This window comes from Pseudomonas sp. KH_046_1 (genome assembly GCF_057839025.1).
In genome coordinates this window covers 3,357,745-3,372,621 of the sequence record NZ_CM174481.1, presented here as the reverse complement: position 1 = coordinate 3,372,621, position 14,877 = coordinate 3,357,745, and the positions used below count along the sequence as shown (strand labels likewise).

Below are 14,877 nucleotides of genomic sequence, written 5' to 3'. Positions count from 1 at the left end.
TCGCGGGCAAGCCCGCTCCCACAGTTGACCGAGTTGGTCAGGAGAGCAAGGCCTCCTGTGGGAGCGGGCTTGCTCGCGAAGGGCTTTCTAATAATGGAGATTAATATCTCTTTATTGAGACTCAACAATTCCCAGCGCCACCATCTTCTTGTACAACGTCGACCGTCCAAGCCCCAATCGTGCTGCTGCTTCAATCACCTTGCCCCCGCATTGCGCGAGGGTGGTTTCGATCAGTTGCCGGTCAAATCGCTCTCGCGCCGCACTGAACGTCTCATGGGCAAGCGGTTCGATGGTCAAGGGTGCCACGCGCTCAACCGGCGTGAATGTACCAATTGCCGCGCGGATATCCGCTGTCGTCAGGCGCAAGTCATCACTGAGCAACGCGGCGCGCTCCAGCACATTGCGCAGCTCCCGGATGTTCCCCGGCCAGGCGTGTTGGCCCAACAGTTCCAGGGCTTCGTGGTGCAGTTCATGCTGGCTGCGCAGTTCTTCGAGAATGGCTTCACTGAGCGCCGGCACGTCATCCAGGCGGTCGCGCAGGGGCGGAACCTGGATCGGCAATACGTTGAGCCGGTAGTACAAGTCGGCGCGGAATTCACCGCGTTTGATCGCAGCTTCGAGGTCCGTAGAGGTCGCGGCGATCACCCGCACATCGCTCTGGATCACTTCGTTGGAGCCCACCGGCTCGAATTCCTTTTCCTGCAACACCCGCAGCAGTTTGCTTTGCAGGGGCAGCGGCATGTCGCCGATTTCATCGAGGAACAGCGTGCCGCCCTGGGCGATCTGCAATTTGCCGGCGCGGCCCTTGCGGTCGGCACCGGTAAACGCGCCCGGGGCGGTGCCGAAGAATTCGGCCTCCAGCAGCGATTCGGGAATCGCCGCGCTGTTGATACTGACAAACGCCTTGTGCGCGCGGGGCGAGGCATTGTGGATCGCCTGGGCCAACAACTCCTTGCCGGTGCCGGTTTCGCCGAGCAGCAATACCGGCGATTCGGTACTCGCACTGCGCCGGGCGCGGCGTTTGACTTCCAGGCTGGCGGCGCTGGTGCCGATGAAGTGGGCGAAGTTGTATTTGGTCTGCCGCGCCCGCAGCAGCGAGCGGGTTGAGGCCAGTTCTTCCTGCATGCTCATGTAGCGCTTGAGCATCGGCGACAGGCTGCGCAATTCGTCGAACAGGGCGAACCCGATGGCGCCGATCACCACGCCGGCATCGTCGTGAATCGGCAGGCGCATGACCACCAGCGGCTCTTTGGGGGTGTCTTGCATATCCAGCAAAATCGGCCGGCCGGTGCGCACCACCTCACGCAGCAGGCTGCCGGGGATCACGCTTTCGCAGGGCTTGCCGATCGCGACTTCGGCCGATTGCAGGCCGAAGCGCCGGGCATAGCGCTCATTCATCCAGACGATGTTGGCATCGCGGTCGACAATCACCGTGCCTTCACTCGATTGCTCGATGATTTCGAACAACGAACGGATCGCCAGCAAGCGAACGCGCTGGTAGTCCTTGAGGCTTTCGGTGGTGTTCATGGGGGCTGATCCTGATTATGTTTTGTCTGTGCCGGCCTCTTCGCGAGCAAGCCCGCTCCCACAGGGGATTTGTGTACGACACAGATCAACTGTGGGAGCGGGCTTGCTCGCGAAGGCCGCGATGCGGTCTGACGGCCTGATTATGCCTGCCCCAACAACGCCGCCGCCAACAGCTCCTTGGTGTACGGATGCTGCGGTGAGTCAAACACCTCATGACTGGCACCGCGTTCCACCACTTTGCCGTCCTTGATCACGATCATGTCGTGGGCCAGGGCGCGCACCACCGCCAGGTCATGGCTGATGAACAGATAGGTCAAACCGTATTTTTCCTGAAGCTGGCGGAGCAGGGCGACCACTTGTTTCTGCACCGTGCGGTCCAGCGCCGAGGTCGGCTCGTCCAGCAGGATCAGCGCCGGTTTCAGCACCAGCGCCCGGGCGATGGAGATGCGTTGACGCTGGCCACCGGAGAACTCGTGGGGATAGCGATGGCGACTTTGTGGGTCGAGGCCGACTTCGCTGAGTGCCCGGATCACCTCGGCATTGCACTCTTCAGTGCTCAACTGGCTGTGCACTTCCAGGCCTTCGCTGATGATCTGCGCGACCGACATTCGCGGGCTGAGGCTGCCGAAAGGGTCCTGGAACACCACCTGCATCTTCTTGCGCCACGGTCGAAGCTGTTTTTGCGTCAAACCGTCCAGCGCCTGACCCTGAAAGCGGATTCCGCCTTCGGAGTCGAGCAAGCGCAGGATCGCCTGACCCAGGGTGGATTTGCCCGAACCGGACTCGCCGACGATGCCGAGGGTCTTGCCGCGTTGAATATTCAGGCTGATTCCATCCACGGCACGCAGCCAGGTCTTGCGTTGGAACAGGCCACCACCGACGGGAAACCGCACCTGCAGGTTGTCCACCTCCAGTACGTTTTCGCGCTCGTCCCGGGGCAAGGCTTCGCCCTCGGGTTCGGCGTGCAGCAATACGCAGCTGTAAGGGTGCTTGGGTTCGGTGAAGAGAGTTTCGCAAGGCGCCTGCTCGACGATTTCCCCGGCCTTCATCACGCACACGCGCTGGGCGATGCTGCGCACCAGATTGAGGTCGTGGCTGATCAGCAGCAGCGACATGCCCAGCCGCTGTTGCAGGGATTTGAGCAGCAGCAGGATCTTGCGCTGCACCGTCACATCCAGCGCGGTGGTCGGTTCGTCGGCAATCAACAGCTCCGGTTCGCAGGCCAGGGCCATGGCGATCATCACCCGCTGGCGCTGCCCGCCGGACAGCTGATGGGGATAGGCCTTGAGGCGTTCCTCGGGTTTCTGGATGCCCACCAGGTGCAGCAATTCGAGGATCCGTTCTTGCGCCGCCTTGCCCGCCAGGCCTTTGTGCACCAGCAACGTTTCGCCGATCTGCTTTTCGATGCTGTGCAGCGGGTTGAGGGAGGTCATCGGCTCCTGGAAGATCATCGCGATGCGGTTGCCGCGCAGTTGGCGCAACTTGCCGGCATCGACGCCCACCAGTTCCTGGCCGCGATAGCGGATGCTGCCCGTCGTCTCGGTATCGGTTTGCGGCAGCAATTGCAGGATCGAGTGGGCCGTCACCGACTTGCCCGAGCCCGATTCGCCCACCAGCGCCAGGCATTCGCCGGGGTGGATGTCCAGGCACAGATTGCGCACTACGGTCTGGCCGCTGAAGGCCACGCTGAGGTCACGGATTTCGATCAGGTTGGTCATATCAACATCCGCATCAAGATCGTGGATCAAGATCGTGGATCAAAGGCGTCGCGCAAGGCTTCGCCAATGAACACCAGTAAAGAAAGAGTCAGCGCCAGGGTGAAGAACGCTGTCAGCCCCAGCCACGGCGCTTGCAGGTTCTGCTTGCCCTGGCCGATCAGTTCGCCCAGGGAAGCGCTGCCCGCAGGCATGCCGAAGCCGAGGAAGTCCAGTGCCGTCAGGGTGGAAATCGCCCCGGTCAGAATGAACGGCAAGTAGCTCAAGGTCGCGTTCATGGCGTTGGGCAGAATGTGTCGCACGATGACCTTGCGGTCGGTCAGGCCCAGCGCGCGCGCGGCCTTGACGTATTCCAGGTTGCGCCCGCGCAGGAACTCGGCGCGCACCACGTCCACCAGGGCCAGCCATGAAAACAGCGCCATGATCCCCAGCAGCCACCAGAAATTCGGCTCGACGAAGCCCGACAGGATGATCAGCAGGTACAGCACCGGCAACCCGGACCACACCTCCAGCAGACGCTGGCCGAGCAAGTCCACCCAGCCGCCGTAATAGCCTTGCAGGGCCCCGGCGGCGATGCCGATCAGGGCACTGACAAAGGTCAGCATCAAGGCAAACAGGATCGACACCCGGGCCCCGAAGATCACCCGGGCCAGAACGTCCCGCGCCTGGTCGTCGGTGCCCAGCCAATTGACGCTGGAGGGCGGGCTGGGGGCAGGTGTGTTCAGGTCATAGTTGGGCGTGTCGTCACTGAAGGGAATCGGTGGAAACAGCAGCCAGCCGCCATCCTCCTTGATCAACTTCTGCACGTAGTCGCTGCGGTAATCGGCCTGGAACGGCAGTTGCCCGCCGAATTCCTGTTCGGTGTGGCGCTTGAAGGCCGGGAAGTACCACTGGCCCTGATAGCTGACCATCAGCGGTTTGTCGTTGGCGATCAGTTCGCCACAAAGGGTCATTGCGAACAGGCCGACAAACAGCCAGAGCGACCACCAGCCCCGACGGTTTTTCTTGAACCGCTCGAAGCGGCGACGCGCCAGCGGTGAAAGCTTGAGCATCAGGCATTCCTCGCGGCGAAGTCGATACGCGGGTCGACCAGGGTGTAGCAGAGGTCGCCGACCAGTTTTATCAGAAGGCCAAACAGGGTGAAGATGAACAACGAACCGAACACCACCGGATAGTCCCGGGATACCGCCGCTTCGTAGCTCATGCGGCCCAGGCCGTCGAGGGAGAAAATCACCTCGATCAGCAGGGAGCCGGCAAAAAACACACTGATGAACGCCTGGGGAATGCCCGACACCACCAGCAGCATGGCGTTGCGGAACACGTGTCCATAAAGCACCCGTCGTTCACTCAAACCCTTGGCACGGGCAGTGACCACGTACTGGCGGGTGATTTCATTGAGGAACGAGTTCTTGGTCAGGACGGTCAGCGTGGCGAAGCCGCCGATCACCAGCGAGGTCACCGGCAACACCAGATGCCAGAAGTAGTCGGCCACCTTGCCAAGGGTCGACAGCGATTCGAAGTTGTCCGAGACCAACCCGCGAACCGGAAACCAGTTCAGCGAAGTGCCACCGGCAAAGACCACGATCAGGAACATCGCAAACAGGAACGCCGGCATGGCATAGCCGATGATGATCGCGGTACTGCTCCAGATGTCGAATTGGCTGCCATGGTGCACGGCCTTGCGGATGCCCAGGGGAATCGATACCAGATAGGTGATCAGCGTCGCCCAGAGCCCGAGGGAGATGGTCACGGGCATTTTTTCGAGGATCAGGTCGGTGACGGTGGCGCCGCGGAAGAAACTCTTGCCGAAGTCCAGGCGCGCATAGCTGGTGAGCATCAGCCAGAGGCGTTCGTGTGCCGGTTTGTCGAAGCCGTACTGTTTTTCAATGTCCTTGATCAGTTGCGGATCGAGCCCGCGGCTGGACCGGGACTTGCCGCTCATGGATTCGCCGGAACCGCCGCCAACCGCGGCGCCGCCAATGCCTTGCAGGTGCGCGATGGCCTGTTCGACCGGCCCGCCCGGCGCGGCCTGGACGATGACAAAGTTGACCAGGAGAATGATCACCAGCGTCGGAATGATCAGCAGCAGGCGCCGCAATATGTAAGCCCACATCAGTGCGGCCCTCCGGGTTTGCCACGGCTGATACGCTCGGCCGTCATCTGTTGGTTGGTCAATGGCGTGGTGCTCATTTCCCACCAGCTTTCGATGGCTTCATCATTGCTAGCCTGTACGTTCGGGATGCCGAAGCGGTTCCACCACACCGTCGAGGTGCCCGGCGGGTAATAGTTGGGAATCCAGTAGTAATTCCATTGCAGCACCCGGTCCAGGGCATGGGCGTAATGCAGCATGTCGGCCTGGGTATTGGCGCGGATCAGCCCGGTGATCAGCGTGTCCACCGCCGGGCTCTTCAATACCATGTAGTTGTTGGAGCCAGGGTCGGTGGCCGCCGCCGAGCCGAAATAATTGACCAGTTCGCCCCCCGGAGAGGTAGTGACCGGGTAGCCGGTGACGATCATGTCGTAGTCGCGGCTCATCAGGCGATTGACGTACTGGGAGGAGTCGATACGGCGGATGTTCAGGTCGATGCCGATCTGTTTCAACGTGCGTTTATAGGGCAACAGCAGGCGGTTCATGCCGTTCTGACTGACCAGGAAGGTGAAGCTCAGTGGCTCGCCGTCGGCATTGACCAGTTGGTCGCCATCGGGTTTCCAGCCGGCCTGTTCGAGCAAGTCCAGGGCTTGCAGCTGCTTGTCGCGAATCACGCCGCTGCCGTCGGTCTTCGGTGCCTCGAACACCTTGGTGAAGACTTCGTCGGGAACCTGCCCGCGCAGCGGTTCGAGAATCGCCAGCTCACCGGCATCCGGCAGTTGCCGGGCCGCGAGATCGGTATTGGAAAAAAAGCTCTGCTGGCGGATGTACATGTCACGCATCATCTGCCGGTTGCTCCACTCGAAGTCCCACAGCATCACCAGTGCCTGACGCACGCGGCGATCCTGGAACATGGGCTTTTGCAGATTGAACACAAAACCCTGGGCCGGTTGCGGCGCCTCTGTGGCGAGGTGGGCTTTTTGCAGGCGACCATCGCTCAGGGCCGGACTTTCGTAGCCGATGGAGTAAGCGGTGGCGGAAAATTCCCGGTTGTAGTCAAAGGCGCCGCCGCGCAACACCTGGCGCGCCACGTCGGTATCGCCGAAGTACTCGATGCTGAAATGATCGAAGTTGTACAGGCCACGGCTGACCGGCAGATCCTTGCCCCACCAATCGGGGTTGCGCTCGAAGGTGATGCTGCGCCCCGAATCGATCTTGCCGACTTTATAGGGACCGCTGCCCAGCGGCGCTTCATAACCGCCGCCACCGGCGAAATCACGGCTCTTCCACCAGTGTTCGGGAAACACCGGCAAGGTCGCGATATCCAGGGGCAGGGTGCGATTTTCGTTGTTCTTGAAATCAAAGCGCACGGTCAGTGGCGATTCCACTTCGACGCCTTTGACGTCGGCGAACTGGGTGCGGTAACGCAGGCTGCCCTGGGTCATCAGCAGGTCGAAGGTGTAACGCACATCCTCGGCGGTAATCGGTTTGCCATCGGCAAAACGCGCCTTGGGGTTGAGGAAAAAGCGCAGGGACAGGCCGTCCTCGGAGCGCTCCATCTTCTCTGCCACCAGACCGTACACGGTGTAAGGCTCGTCCAGCGAGCGCTGGGCCAGTGGTGAATAGAGCAAGCCGTCGATCTGTGTGACGCCGATGCCTTTGTCGATGTAAGGCAAAACATGGTCGAACTGACCGATTTCGATCGCTGAGCGCCGCATCGTGCCGCCCTTGGGGGCCTGCGGGTTGGTGTAGGCGAAATGACTGAAGCCGGCAGGGTATTTCGCCGGTTCGCCGTACACGGTCATTGCCGGTTGCTGTGCTGCATTCACACCCGCGGCAGCCATCAGCAGGGTCACGGCAGTGAACAACAAGGTAGGGAAAGCCAGTCGCATTGTCAGCCTTGGAGCCGGGTGGTCGTTAACGACAATTTGTACGCTAGCGGCGCGTCCCTCGCCAGCCGTATTACGCATCGCAAACACAACGGCCCACCAAAAGGCGGGCCGTTGTGTGAATAGCTCAAGCGTCGATCAGTCCTGACGGCTGGTCACTTCCAGCAGGTGGAAACCGAACTGGGTCTTGACCGGACCCTGGACCACATTGAGCGGTGCGCTGAAGACCACGGTGTCGAACTCCTTGACCATCTGGCCCGGACCGAACGAACCCAGATCACCGCCCTGGCGGCTGGAAGGGCAGGTGGAGTTTGCCTTGGCAACTTCGGCGAAATCGGCGCCAGCCTCGATTTGGGCCTTGAGTTCGTTGCACTTGGCTTCGGAGGCAACAAGGATGTGACGGGCAGTGGCTTTAGCCATGGAAAAATACTCCTTTCAATACTCGATAAAGTGCTGAGCCTACCGGATTCAGTGAGCTATTTCTCCTCAAAGTTCCGTTCCACGCGGGATCCACGGCAGGCAGTTTCTCAAAGTCCGGCGTCTCTCAAGCGCTCGGCATGCTCAACATACAGTTCGATCGGATCGACACCTGTGCGCAACTGGCCGGTCGGTTGGCCAATGGTGTCCAGATGATCCAGCGCATAGTCGGAACGGATAACTGTGCCCAGATGGGAACTGAAGCGACCGACCAACCCGTCGTTCTGCTCGCTTTCGGTGACGAAATAACCGGAAAGGGCCCGGCAGAAGGCGTTGAGCGGATCGAACGCATTGAGCCCTGCCTCGAGAACACTCGACTGCAGCACGCCGCTCCACGAGTAGTAACGAACACCGTTGACCCGTTCGCGCCCCTTGCCACCCCAGGTGCTGGGCAGCCCTTGCGGGTATTTGTCGTTGAATGCGCCTACGCCTTCGGTGGTCAGCGCCTTGAGGGCCGCAATGGCGTTCTTCGGTTGGTACTGATTGTCGCTCAATGTCGCGAGGAAGTCGGCGAACAGGGTCACCACCGTCTCGGCCACCTGTTCCGGCAGGCAGCCTGGTATCAATGCCTTGCGCAGGAAATCGGCCAGCTCCGAGCCATGGTTCGGCCCGCTGACGGAGGTCACCGACGCCACACTGTGTGGCGCAATCGCTGCGGCATAACGTGCGGTCAGTGCGCCCTGGCTATGGCCTATGAGGTTGACTTTGCGTGCACCGGTTCCTTCCAGTACCCGCTCGATCTGCGCGAGCAATTGGCCACCGCGTGCTTCGTTGTCGTGGATGGCCGACAAGTGGGGAACGAACACCCTTGCTCCGGCGTTCCTCAGCGCCTGCCTGATGTCGTGAAAGAGCTCGAACTTGCCGATTCTGTCGAAGCCGAAAAGGCCGTGAACCAGCAGTATTGGGTAACAAGTGCTTGCATTCCTTTGCATGTTCATACCTTTGCACAGAAGTTCGTTGGGACTGCATGGCACTTCACTCTAAAACACTCGAGGTTGGCGCGGTGTATGAAAAGTCCGCCGAAGCTTGCGGATAACGGAATAGAACAAGTGCGAAAACTCAAGAATGGCTGAGGCCTTAGTCGGAACAGATTGAGGACTTTTCACGGCAATCAGCTTGCTGCTGATCAAAGACCTACTTCGTGTGTATCGATTTTCCGAGCGAGCCGGAGTAAGTGACCGACATCACGGCTGTTTGCCGTGAGATTAAATAGACGCCATCCAAAGCCGGCCACCCGTTCGGTGTTTATTCCAAGGACTGGAGCGAATGAATGACTGTTTATGAACCCGATACCTTGAATCTCGCGCAGCAACCATTACCACCTCCCATACTTGAGCAGGCGCAAAACGGCGTTCTGAACCCCTCTGACAAAAAAGCCGTCATCAAGGTCCAGCCTTATCCAGGCATGACCTGCGGCGACAAATTGCTAATGAATTGGGCGGGTCTGGATGCCGATGGCCTCGCCAGCAATCATCAGGTGGCGCGTTTTGTCAGTGAGGACCGGGTCGGCGAGGAGATGATCTTTGCCGTGGGTAGCGCACACATCGCGGCGCTTGACGGTGGTTCACTCGAAATCAGTTACTCACTCACGAGCAGCCGTTTTGCCGAGTCCGTGCATTCCCATCGATTGCAACTGAGTGTGGGTGACGTGCATTCCGACCTGTTGCCTGCGACGGTGAACGATGCGGTGGGTAGAACACTTGATCCGGATCGGGTGAAAGAAGGGGCGATCGTTACGATCAAACCCTATGCGCGCATGGCGGCGGGCGACTGGGTGTTGTTGACCTGGGCGGGTGTTTCGGTCGAAGGAAGTTTCAGTGATGCACTCAAGGTCGAGTCCTTTGCTGTGGGGGGCGAACTGTCGTTTTGGGTCAGCCCGGAGTGCATTGCGCCCAATCTGGGCTCCTCCATTTCCGTCGATTATTGCGTCAAGCAAGCAGGGCATGGTCCTCGTTACTCTGAACTGACGACACTGATGATTGGCAGGATGGAGCGGGGACCATTGCCAGCACCCACTGTGTTGGAAGCCGACGAAGGCTGGGTGGATCTGCATGATGCGCAGGATGGCGTGACCGTCGTCATCGAAAACGCCAAGGCTGAAAAAGGGGAACTGATATGCCTGGAATGCGACGGGGAGAAGTTCGATCACCGTGACGACCGCGAAATAACCGGAGACACCGCCGGCGAGCCGTTGGTATTCATCGTTCCCTACAGTTTCTGGAGGGAACATCGAGATTCTACGATCCGTGTTTCCTATTCAGTCGAGCGCGTTGACGGCACACTCCAGCAATCCGGGGTGACGCCGGTTCAGGTGCAGTCCCTGATGGGACATTGATTGCCATTTACCCTCCAGTATTCGAATGAAGGCCGGAGGGCGGACGGATGATGCCGGCTATTGGGCGTAGTTTTACGCTCGTAGCCGATCCGCCGCTTCAAGCAGCAGTTGTTCTGTCCCGGCCCAGCCAAGGCAACCATCGGTCACCGACACACCGTATTGCAATGACGAACTCAACGGCTGGCAGCCCTCGAACAAATGGCTCTCGATCATCATGCCGATCAGTGAGCGATCACCTTGCAGGCGTTGCTCAAGTACATCCTTGAACACGGATGGCTGGCGCAACGGGTCTTTTCCGCTGTTGGCATGACTGCAATCGACCATGATTCGAGCCGGAATCTTCAGTCTGGTCAGGTCGCTGTTCACCTGGGCGACGCTGGCGCTGTCGTAGTTCGGCCCGCGATGGCCGCCGCGCAATACCAGGTGAGTATCCGCATTGCCCGGGGTTTGAATGATCGCCGGATGTCCCTGGCTATCGACACCGAAATGGCGATGGGGATGGGCGGCGGAACGCATGGCGTCACTGGCGACACCGACACCGCCATCAGTCCCGTTCTTGAAACCGACTGGCGTGCCCAGGCCGCTGGCCATTTCCCGGTGGATCTGCGACTCCGTGGTCCGGGCGCCAATCGCCACCCAGCTCAACAGATCGTCGAAGTAACCGGCCGCCATCGGTTGCAGCAGTTCAGTGGCAACGGGCAGGCCCAGTCGGAGCATTTCGCACATCAGTTCGCGGGACAGCGTCAGGCCGGCGGCCATGTCATCGCTGCCATCCAGGTGCGGGTCGTAGGCCAGGCCTTTCCAGCCAACCGTGGTACGGGGTTTTTCGACGTAGGCGCGCATCACCAGCAGCATTTCGTCGCTGACTTCGGCGGCGAGGCGGGCAAGGTTGCCAGCGTATTCGAGGGCTGATTTCGGATCGTGTATCGAGCATGGGCCGACGATGACCAGCAGGCGGGAGTCTTCACCGTTGAGGATCGCGCGAACCGCCTGGCGGTGGGCGGTGACTTGTCGGGACAGGGCGTTGCTGAGGGGCAATTGCTGTTTGAGTTGCAATGAGCTGGGCAGACGCAGGGTCAGCGCTTCATTGGCAGGGCTCAAGGTGGACAGCGGCAGTGCAGAGACGGACGAGTTCATATTCAAGGCTTCCTGGGCTGGTGGCGGGTTCGTGCCCGCGCGCTCGGCCCTACTGGGGTGTTCGACAATTGGCCGGATTGGCTGCGTGTGTGTGCTTGCCACCTGTGGGTGACCGATCGGAGGCGGCAGGCTGTCCCGAGCGGAGGGTGGTAAATCGCCAGGCGGTAAAACTGTCGTAACGGTAATAAGTGGCGTAGTTCATGTTCTGAATCCTCTGAATGTCTGGTGTGTCGCTGAAAGTGTTGGGGCTTAAAAAACAAAACCCCCGGTCGGGAGGCCGACCGGGGGTTGAGAATTCTCTGGTGGCGACCCGTTTAAAGTGGGCGCCGTGTGGGTATCAGGCGCGCCAGTGGCTAAACCAATACCCAAAATAAAAGCTGACCGGAGTACAACCGTCGTTCACCCGGGCAGCCGCAACCGAGCGCAGGGCGCTGGCGGTACGAAGCTGTAAGAGGGCGTTGAACATGGTCTGTCTCCGATGGATGGTCCGAGCTTACTAGAGGCCGGTACGCAGATTCAATCAGAAAATGCTATCGGCCATCGACGGCACTTTCTATCGCTTGAGTGCCCCCAAGGTTGTGACACACTTTGCGCCGCAACAACAAACCTATCGTCAAGGACGTACCTGACCCTCGCCGTGGAGCTGCAATGATGGAACACCAATGGCGTCCGGCAACACCGGATGACCTCGAATTCGCTCGCGAACTGACCTGTAGGGGCATGCTGCGTTACTACATTGAGCATGACCTGTTGTGGCAGGACGAAGCATTTGACGTGGCCTGGGCCGGGCGGGACAACCGCGTGATTGCTTCGGGCGACAGAGTGCTGGGTTATGTCAGCCTGAGCCGTGATGCCAGAGCCTTGTATATCCGCGAATTGCATATCGTCGAAGCGTTTCGTGGGCAGGGCGCTGGATCCTGGGCGATCGATCAGGTACTGGCTCTGGCGCGCCAGGAGCGGCGCCCGGCGTTGCGCCTGACGGTTTTCGAAAACAACCCGGCGCGAGCGTTGTACGAGCGCAAGGGATTGAGGGTGGTGGGCAAGGACGAATGTTTCCTGAGGATGCAGCTGGATATCCCTGTCCTGGATTGCTGCAACTCGCTTGCGACAAGCCTTTCAAGATGAATTGAAACTTTTAATCTGACGCTTTCCGCTAGGTCTGCCAGATGCTTTTTGCTAAGGTGTCTGATAACCAATAAGACCATATCGCGAGGTGTCTGCTTGATTAGGGTGCTAGTAGTCGATGACCATGATCTCGTTCGTACAGGCATTACACGAATGCTGGCTGACATCGATGGCCTGCAAGTAGTCGGCCAGGCCGAGTCGGGTGAGGAATCCCTGCTCAAAGCGCGTGAGCTGAAGCCCGATGTGGTGTTGATGGACGTCAAGATGCCGGGTATCGGCGGTCTTGAAGCCACTCGCAAGTTATTGCGAAGTCATCCGGATATCAAAGTCGTCGCGGTGACCGTGTGTGAAGAGGACCCGTTTCCTACGCGGCTGTTGCAAGCCGGTGCGGCAGGGTACCTGACCAAGGGGGCAGGTTTGCCGGAAATGGTCCAGGCCATCCGTCTCGTGTTCGCCGGGCAACGCTACATCAGCCCGCAAATTGCCCAGCAACTGGCGATCAAGTCCTTCCAGCCCACCAACGATTCGCCTTTCGATGCCTTGTCGGAGCGGGAAATCCAGATCGCGCTGATGATTGTCGGCTGCCAGAAAGTACAAATCATTTCCGACAAGTTGTGCCTGTCCCCGAAAACCGTGAATACCTACCGTTACCGCATCTTCGAAAAGCTTTCGATCAGCAGTGATGTCGAGTTGACGCTGTTGGCGGTTCGTCATGGCATGGTCGACGCCAGCCTCTGAAAATGACCGAAACCTTTGATCCGAGCGCCTTTCTGTCGACCGTTAGCGGGCGCCCCGGCGTGTACCGCATGTTCGACAGCGAAGCGCGATTGCTCTACGTCGGCAAGGCCAAGAACCTCAAGAGTCGCCTCTCGAGTTACTTTCGCAAGACCGGGCTTGCCCCCAAGACCGCCGCACTGGTAGCGCGTATCGCCCAGGTCGAGACGACGATCACCGCCAACGAAACCGAAGCCTTGCTGCTTGAGCAGACGCTGATCAAGGAATGGCGCCCGCCCTATAACATCCTGCTGCGCGACGATAAATCCTACCCCTACGTCTATCTCTCCGACGGAGAGTTTCCGCGCCTGAGCATTCATCGCGGCGCGAAAAAGGCCAAGGGCAAATATTTCGGGCCTTACCCGAGCGCTGGCGCGATACGCGAAAGTCTGAGCCTGCTGCAAAAGACGTTTTTCGTTCGGCAATGCGAAGACAGTTATTACAAGAACCGCACACGTCCATGCTTGCAATACCAGATCAAGCGCTGCAAGGCGCCCTGTGTCGGGCTGGTGGAACCTCAGGTGTACGCCGAAGATGTGCGCCATTCGGTGATGTTTCTTGAAGGGCGCAGCAATGCGCTGACTGACGAGTTGTCCGCCGGGATGGAAGAAGCGGCGATCAATCTCGAATTCGAACGAGCAGCCGAGTTGCGGGACCAGATTGCATTACTGCGCCGGGTCCAGGATCAACAGAGCATGGAAGGCGGGACCGGGGACGTCGATGTGATTGCCGCCCTCGTCAACCCGGGCGGCGCCTGTGTCCACTTGATCAGTGTGCGGGGCGGGCGGGTACTGGGAAGCAAGAACTTCTTCCCTCAAGTCGGTATTGAAGAAGACGTTTCTGAAGTCATGGCCGCGTTTCTTGGCCAGTACTTCATCAGCAGTCCTGAACGCGACTTGCCAAGTGAACTGATCGTCAATGTGGTCCACGATGATTTTCCGACACTGATCGCCGCCATCGACGAGTTGCGCGGTCGTGAACTGACCATCAGCCATCGCGTGCGGGGTACGCGGGCGCGCTGGCAGCAATTGGCGGTGACCAATGCCGAGCAGGCACTGAGTGCGCGCCTGGCGAATCGTCAGCACATTACGGCACGCTTCGATGCACTGGCCGAGGTGCTGAAGCTGGATGAGCCTCCTCAACGACTTGAGTGCTACGACATCAGTCATTCCAGTGGCGAGGCGACGGTGGCGTCCTGCGTGGTCTTCGGCCCCGAAGGCCCGATCAAGGCCGATTACCGCCGGTACAACATCGAGGGCGTTACGGCCGGCGATGATTACGCAGCGATGCATCAGGCGTTGACCCGACGCTTCAGCAAACTGAAGGACGGGGAGGGCAAGCTGCCGGATATCCTGCTGGTGGACGGCGGTAAAGGTCAGTTGTCCATGGCCCGCGATGTGCTCGATGAATTGGCCGTGCCTGACCTGATTCTGCTGGGCGTGGCAAAGGGTGCGACGCGCAAGGCCGGTTTCGAAACCCTGTACCTGAACGACGCTGCACATGAGTTCACGTTGCGCGGCGATTCTCCCGCGTTGCATTTGATCCAGCAGATTCGCGACGAAGCCCACCGGTTTGCCATTACCGGGCACCGCGCCCGGCGTGGAAAAACCCGTCGGACGTCTACACTGGAGGGCGTCGCCGGCGTCGGACCCACACGTCGGCGTGATTTGTTGAAACATTTTGGTGGATTGCAGGAGCTGTCTCGTGCAAGCATCGAAGAAATTGCCAAAGCCCCCGGGATCAGTAAAAAGCTCGCAGAGTTGATTTATGCAAATCTGCACAGCGAGTAGAATGCCCCCTCACCTCGTA

General features: G+C 59.6%; 12 protein-coding genes. 4 read left to right on the top strand and 8 right to left on the bottom strand.

Annotation, left to right across the window (positions count from 1 at the left end; translation table 11 throughout):
- Positions 1-111: 111 nt before the first annotated feature.
- The 7 genes from AC3IT9_RS15570 to AC3IT9_RS15540 form a co-directional block, all read right to left on the bottom strand.
- Entirely contained in the window at positions 112-1,527 is a 1,416-nt protein-coding gene (locus AC3IT9_RS15570) for a sigma-54 interaction domain-containing protein (RefSeq protein WP_489270294.1), read from the bottom strand.
- A 140-nt stretch (positions 1,528-1,667) separates the two neighbouring features.
- Complete coding sequence (locus tag AC3IT9_RS15565; protein WP_489270293.1) at positions 1,668-3,245, bottom strand: ABC transporter ATP-binding protein; 1,578 nt, start codon at positions 3,243-3,245, stop codon at positions 1,668-1,670.
- 26 nt (positions 3,246-3,271) lie between these two features.
- A complete protein-coding gene (locus AC3IT9_RS15560) occupies positions 3,272-4,294 on the bottom strand; it encodes an ABC transporter permease (protein ID WP_489270292.1) in 1,023 nt (340 codons plus the stop codon).
- On the bottom strand, positions 4,294-5,355 hold the full coding sequence (locus AC3IT9_RS15555; protein ID WP_150756932.1) for a microcin C ABC transporter permease YejB: 1,062 nt from the start codon (positions 5,353-5,355) through the stop codon (positions 4,294-4,296). Before AC3IT9_RS15555 ends, AC3IT9_RS15560 begins: the two co-directional genes overlap by 1 nt.
- Positions 5,355-7,223, bottom strand: coding sequence for an extracellular solute-binding protein (locus tag AC3IT9_RS15550; protein ID WP_489270291.1), 1,869 nt, complete (start codon positions 7,221-7,223; stop codon positions 5,355-5,357). Before AC3IT9_RS15550 ends, AC3IT9_RS15555 begins: the two co-directional genes overlap by 1 nt.
- 135 nt (positions 7,224-7,358) lie before the next feature.
- Positions 7,359-7,640, bottom strand: a complete 282-nt coding sequence (locus tag AC3IT9_RS15545) for a peptidylprolyl isomerase (protein WP_008051985.1) — start codon at positions 7,638-7,640, stop codon at positions 7,359-7,361.
- 107 nt (positions 7,641-7,747) lie between these two features.
- A complete protein-coding gene (locus AC3IT9_RS15540) occupies positions 7,748-8,629 on the bottom strand; it encodes an esterase/lipase family protein (protein WP_489270290.1) in 882 nt (293 codons plus the stop codon).
- 338 nt (positions 8,630-8,967) lie between these two features.
- Between AC3IT9_RS15540 and AC3IT9_RS15535 the strand changes: the two genes are divergently transcribed.
- Positions 8,968-10,032: a hypothetical protein gene (locus tag AC3IT9_RS15535; RefSeq protein WP_489270289.1), complete on the top strand. Its 1,065-nt coding sequence runs from the start codon at positions 8,968-8,970 to the stop codon at positions 10,030-10,032.
- Between the two features lie 72 nt (positions 10,033-10,104).
- Here the strand turns inward: AC3IT9_RS15535 and AC3IT9_RS15530 are convergent, their stop codons facing one another.
- Positions 10,105-11,169 carry a 3-deoxy-7-phosphoheptulonate synthase gene (locus AC3IT9_RS15530; protein ID WP_489270288.1) on the bottom strand — a complete coding sequence of 355 codons (1,065 nt, stop codon included), beginning with the start codon at positions 11,167-11,169 and terminating at the stop codon, positions 10,105-10,107.
- Between the two features lie 651 nt (positions 11,170-11,820).
- Here AC3IT9_RS15530 and AC3IT9_RS15525 point away from each other — a divergent pair.
- The 3 genes from AC3IT9_RS15525 (at position 11,821) to uvrC (ending at position 14,858) form a co-directional block, all read left to right on the top strand.
- A complete protein-coding gene (locus AC3IT9_RS15525; RefSeq protein WP_489273520.1) occupies positions 11,821-12,294 on the top strand; it encodes a GNAT family N-acetyltransferase in 474 nt (157 codons plus the stop codon).
- A 96-nt stretch (positions 12,295-12,390) separates the two neighbouring features.
- Complete coding sequence (gene gacA / locus AC3IT9_RS15520) at positions 12,391-13,032, top strand: response regulator transcription factor GacA (RefSeq protein WP_008015884.1); 642 nt, start codon at positions 12,391-12,393, stop codon at positions 13,030-13,032.
- Positions 13,033-13,034: 2 nt separating this feature from the next.
- On the top strand, positions 13,035-14,858 hold the full coding sequence (uvrC, locus tag AC3IT9_RS15515) for an excinuclease ABC subunit UvrC (RefSeq protein ID WP_353740831.1): 1,824 nt from the start codon (positions 13,035-13,037) through the stop codon (positions 14,856-14,858).
- Positions 14,859-14,877: the final 19 nt, after the last annotated feature.

Bases quoted from the DNA above. Each gene is read 5' to 3' on its own strand.
- AC3IT9_RS15570 (WP_489270294.1), bottom strand. From the start codon at position 1,527: ATGAACACCACCGAAAGCCTCAAGGACTACCAGCGCGTTCGCTTGCTG.
- AC3IT9_RS15565 (WP_489270293.1), bottom strand. From the start codon at position 3,245: ATGACCAACCTGATCGAAATCCGTGACCTCAGCGTGGCCTTCAGCGGC.
- AC3IT9_RS15560 (WP_489270292.1), bottom strand. From the start codon at position 4,294: ATGCTCAAGCTTTCACCGCTGGCGCGTCGCCGCTTCGAGCGGTTCAAG.
- AC3IT9_RS15555 (WP_150756932.1), bottom strand. From the start codon at position 5,355: ATGTGGGCTTACATATTGCGGCGCCTGCTGCTGATCATTCCGACGCTG.
- AC3IT9_RS15550 (WP_489270291.1), bottom strand. From the start codon at position 7,223: ATGCGACTGGCTTTCCCTACCTTGTTGTTCACTGCCGTGACCCTGCTG.
- AC3IT9_RS15545 (WP_008051985.1), bottom strand. From the start codon at position 7,640: ATGGCTAAAGCCACTGCCCGTCACATCCTTGTTGCCTCCGAAGCCAAG.
- AC3IT9_RS15540 (WP_489270290.1), bottom strand. From the start codon at position 8,629: ATGCAAAGGAATGCAAGCACTTGTTACCCAATACTGCTGGTTCACGGC.
- AC3IT9_RS15535 (WP_489270289.1), top strand. From the start codon at position 8,968: ATGACTGTTTATGAACCCGATACCTTGAATCTCGCGCAGCAACCATTA.
- AC3IT9_RS15530 (WP_489270288.1), bottom strand. From the start codon at position 11,169: ATGAACTCGTCCGTCTCTGCACTGCCGCTGTCCACCTTGAGCCCTGCC.
- AC3IT9_RS15525 (WP_489273520.1), top strand. From the start codon at position 11,821: ATGGAACACCAATGGCGTCCGGCAACACCGGATGACCTCGAATTCGCT.
- uvrC (WP_353740831.1), top strand. From the start codon at position 13,035: ATGACCGAAACCTTTGATCCGAGCGCCTTTCTGTCGACCGTTAGCGGG.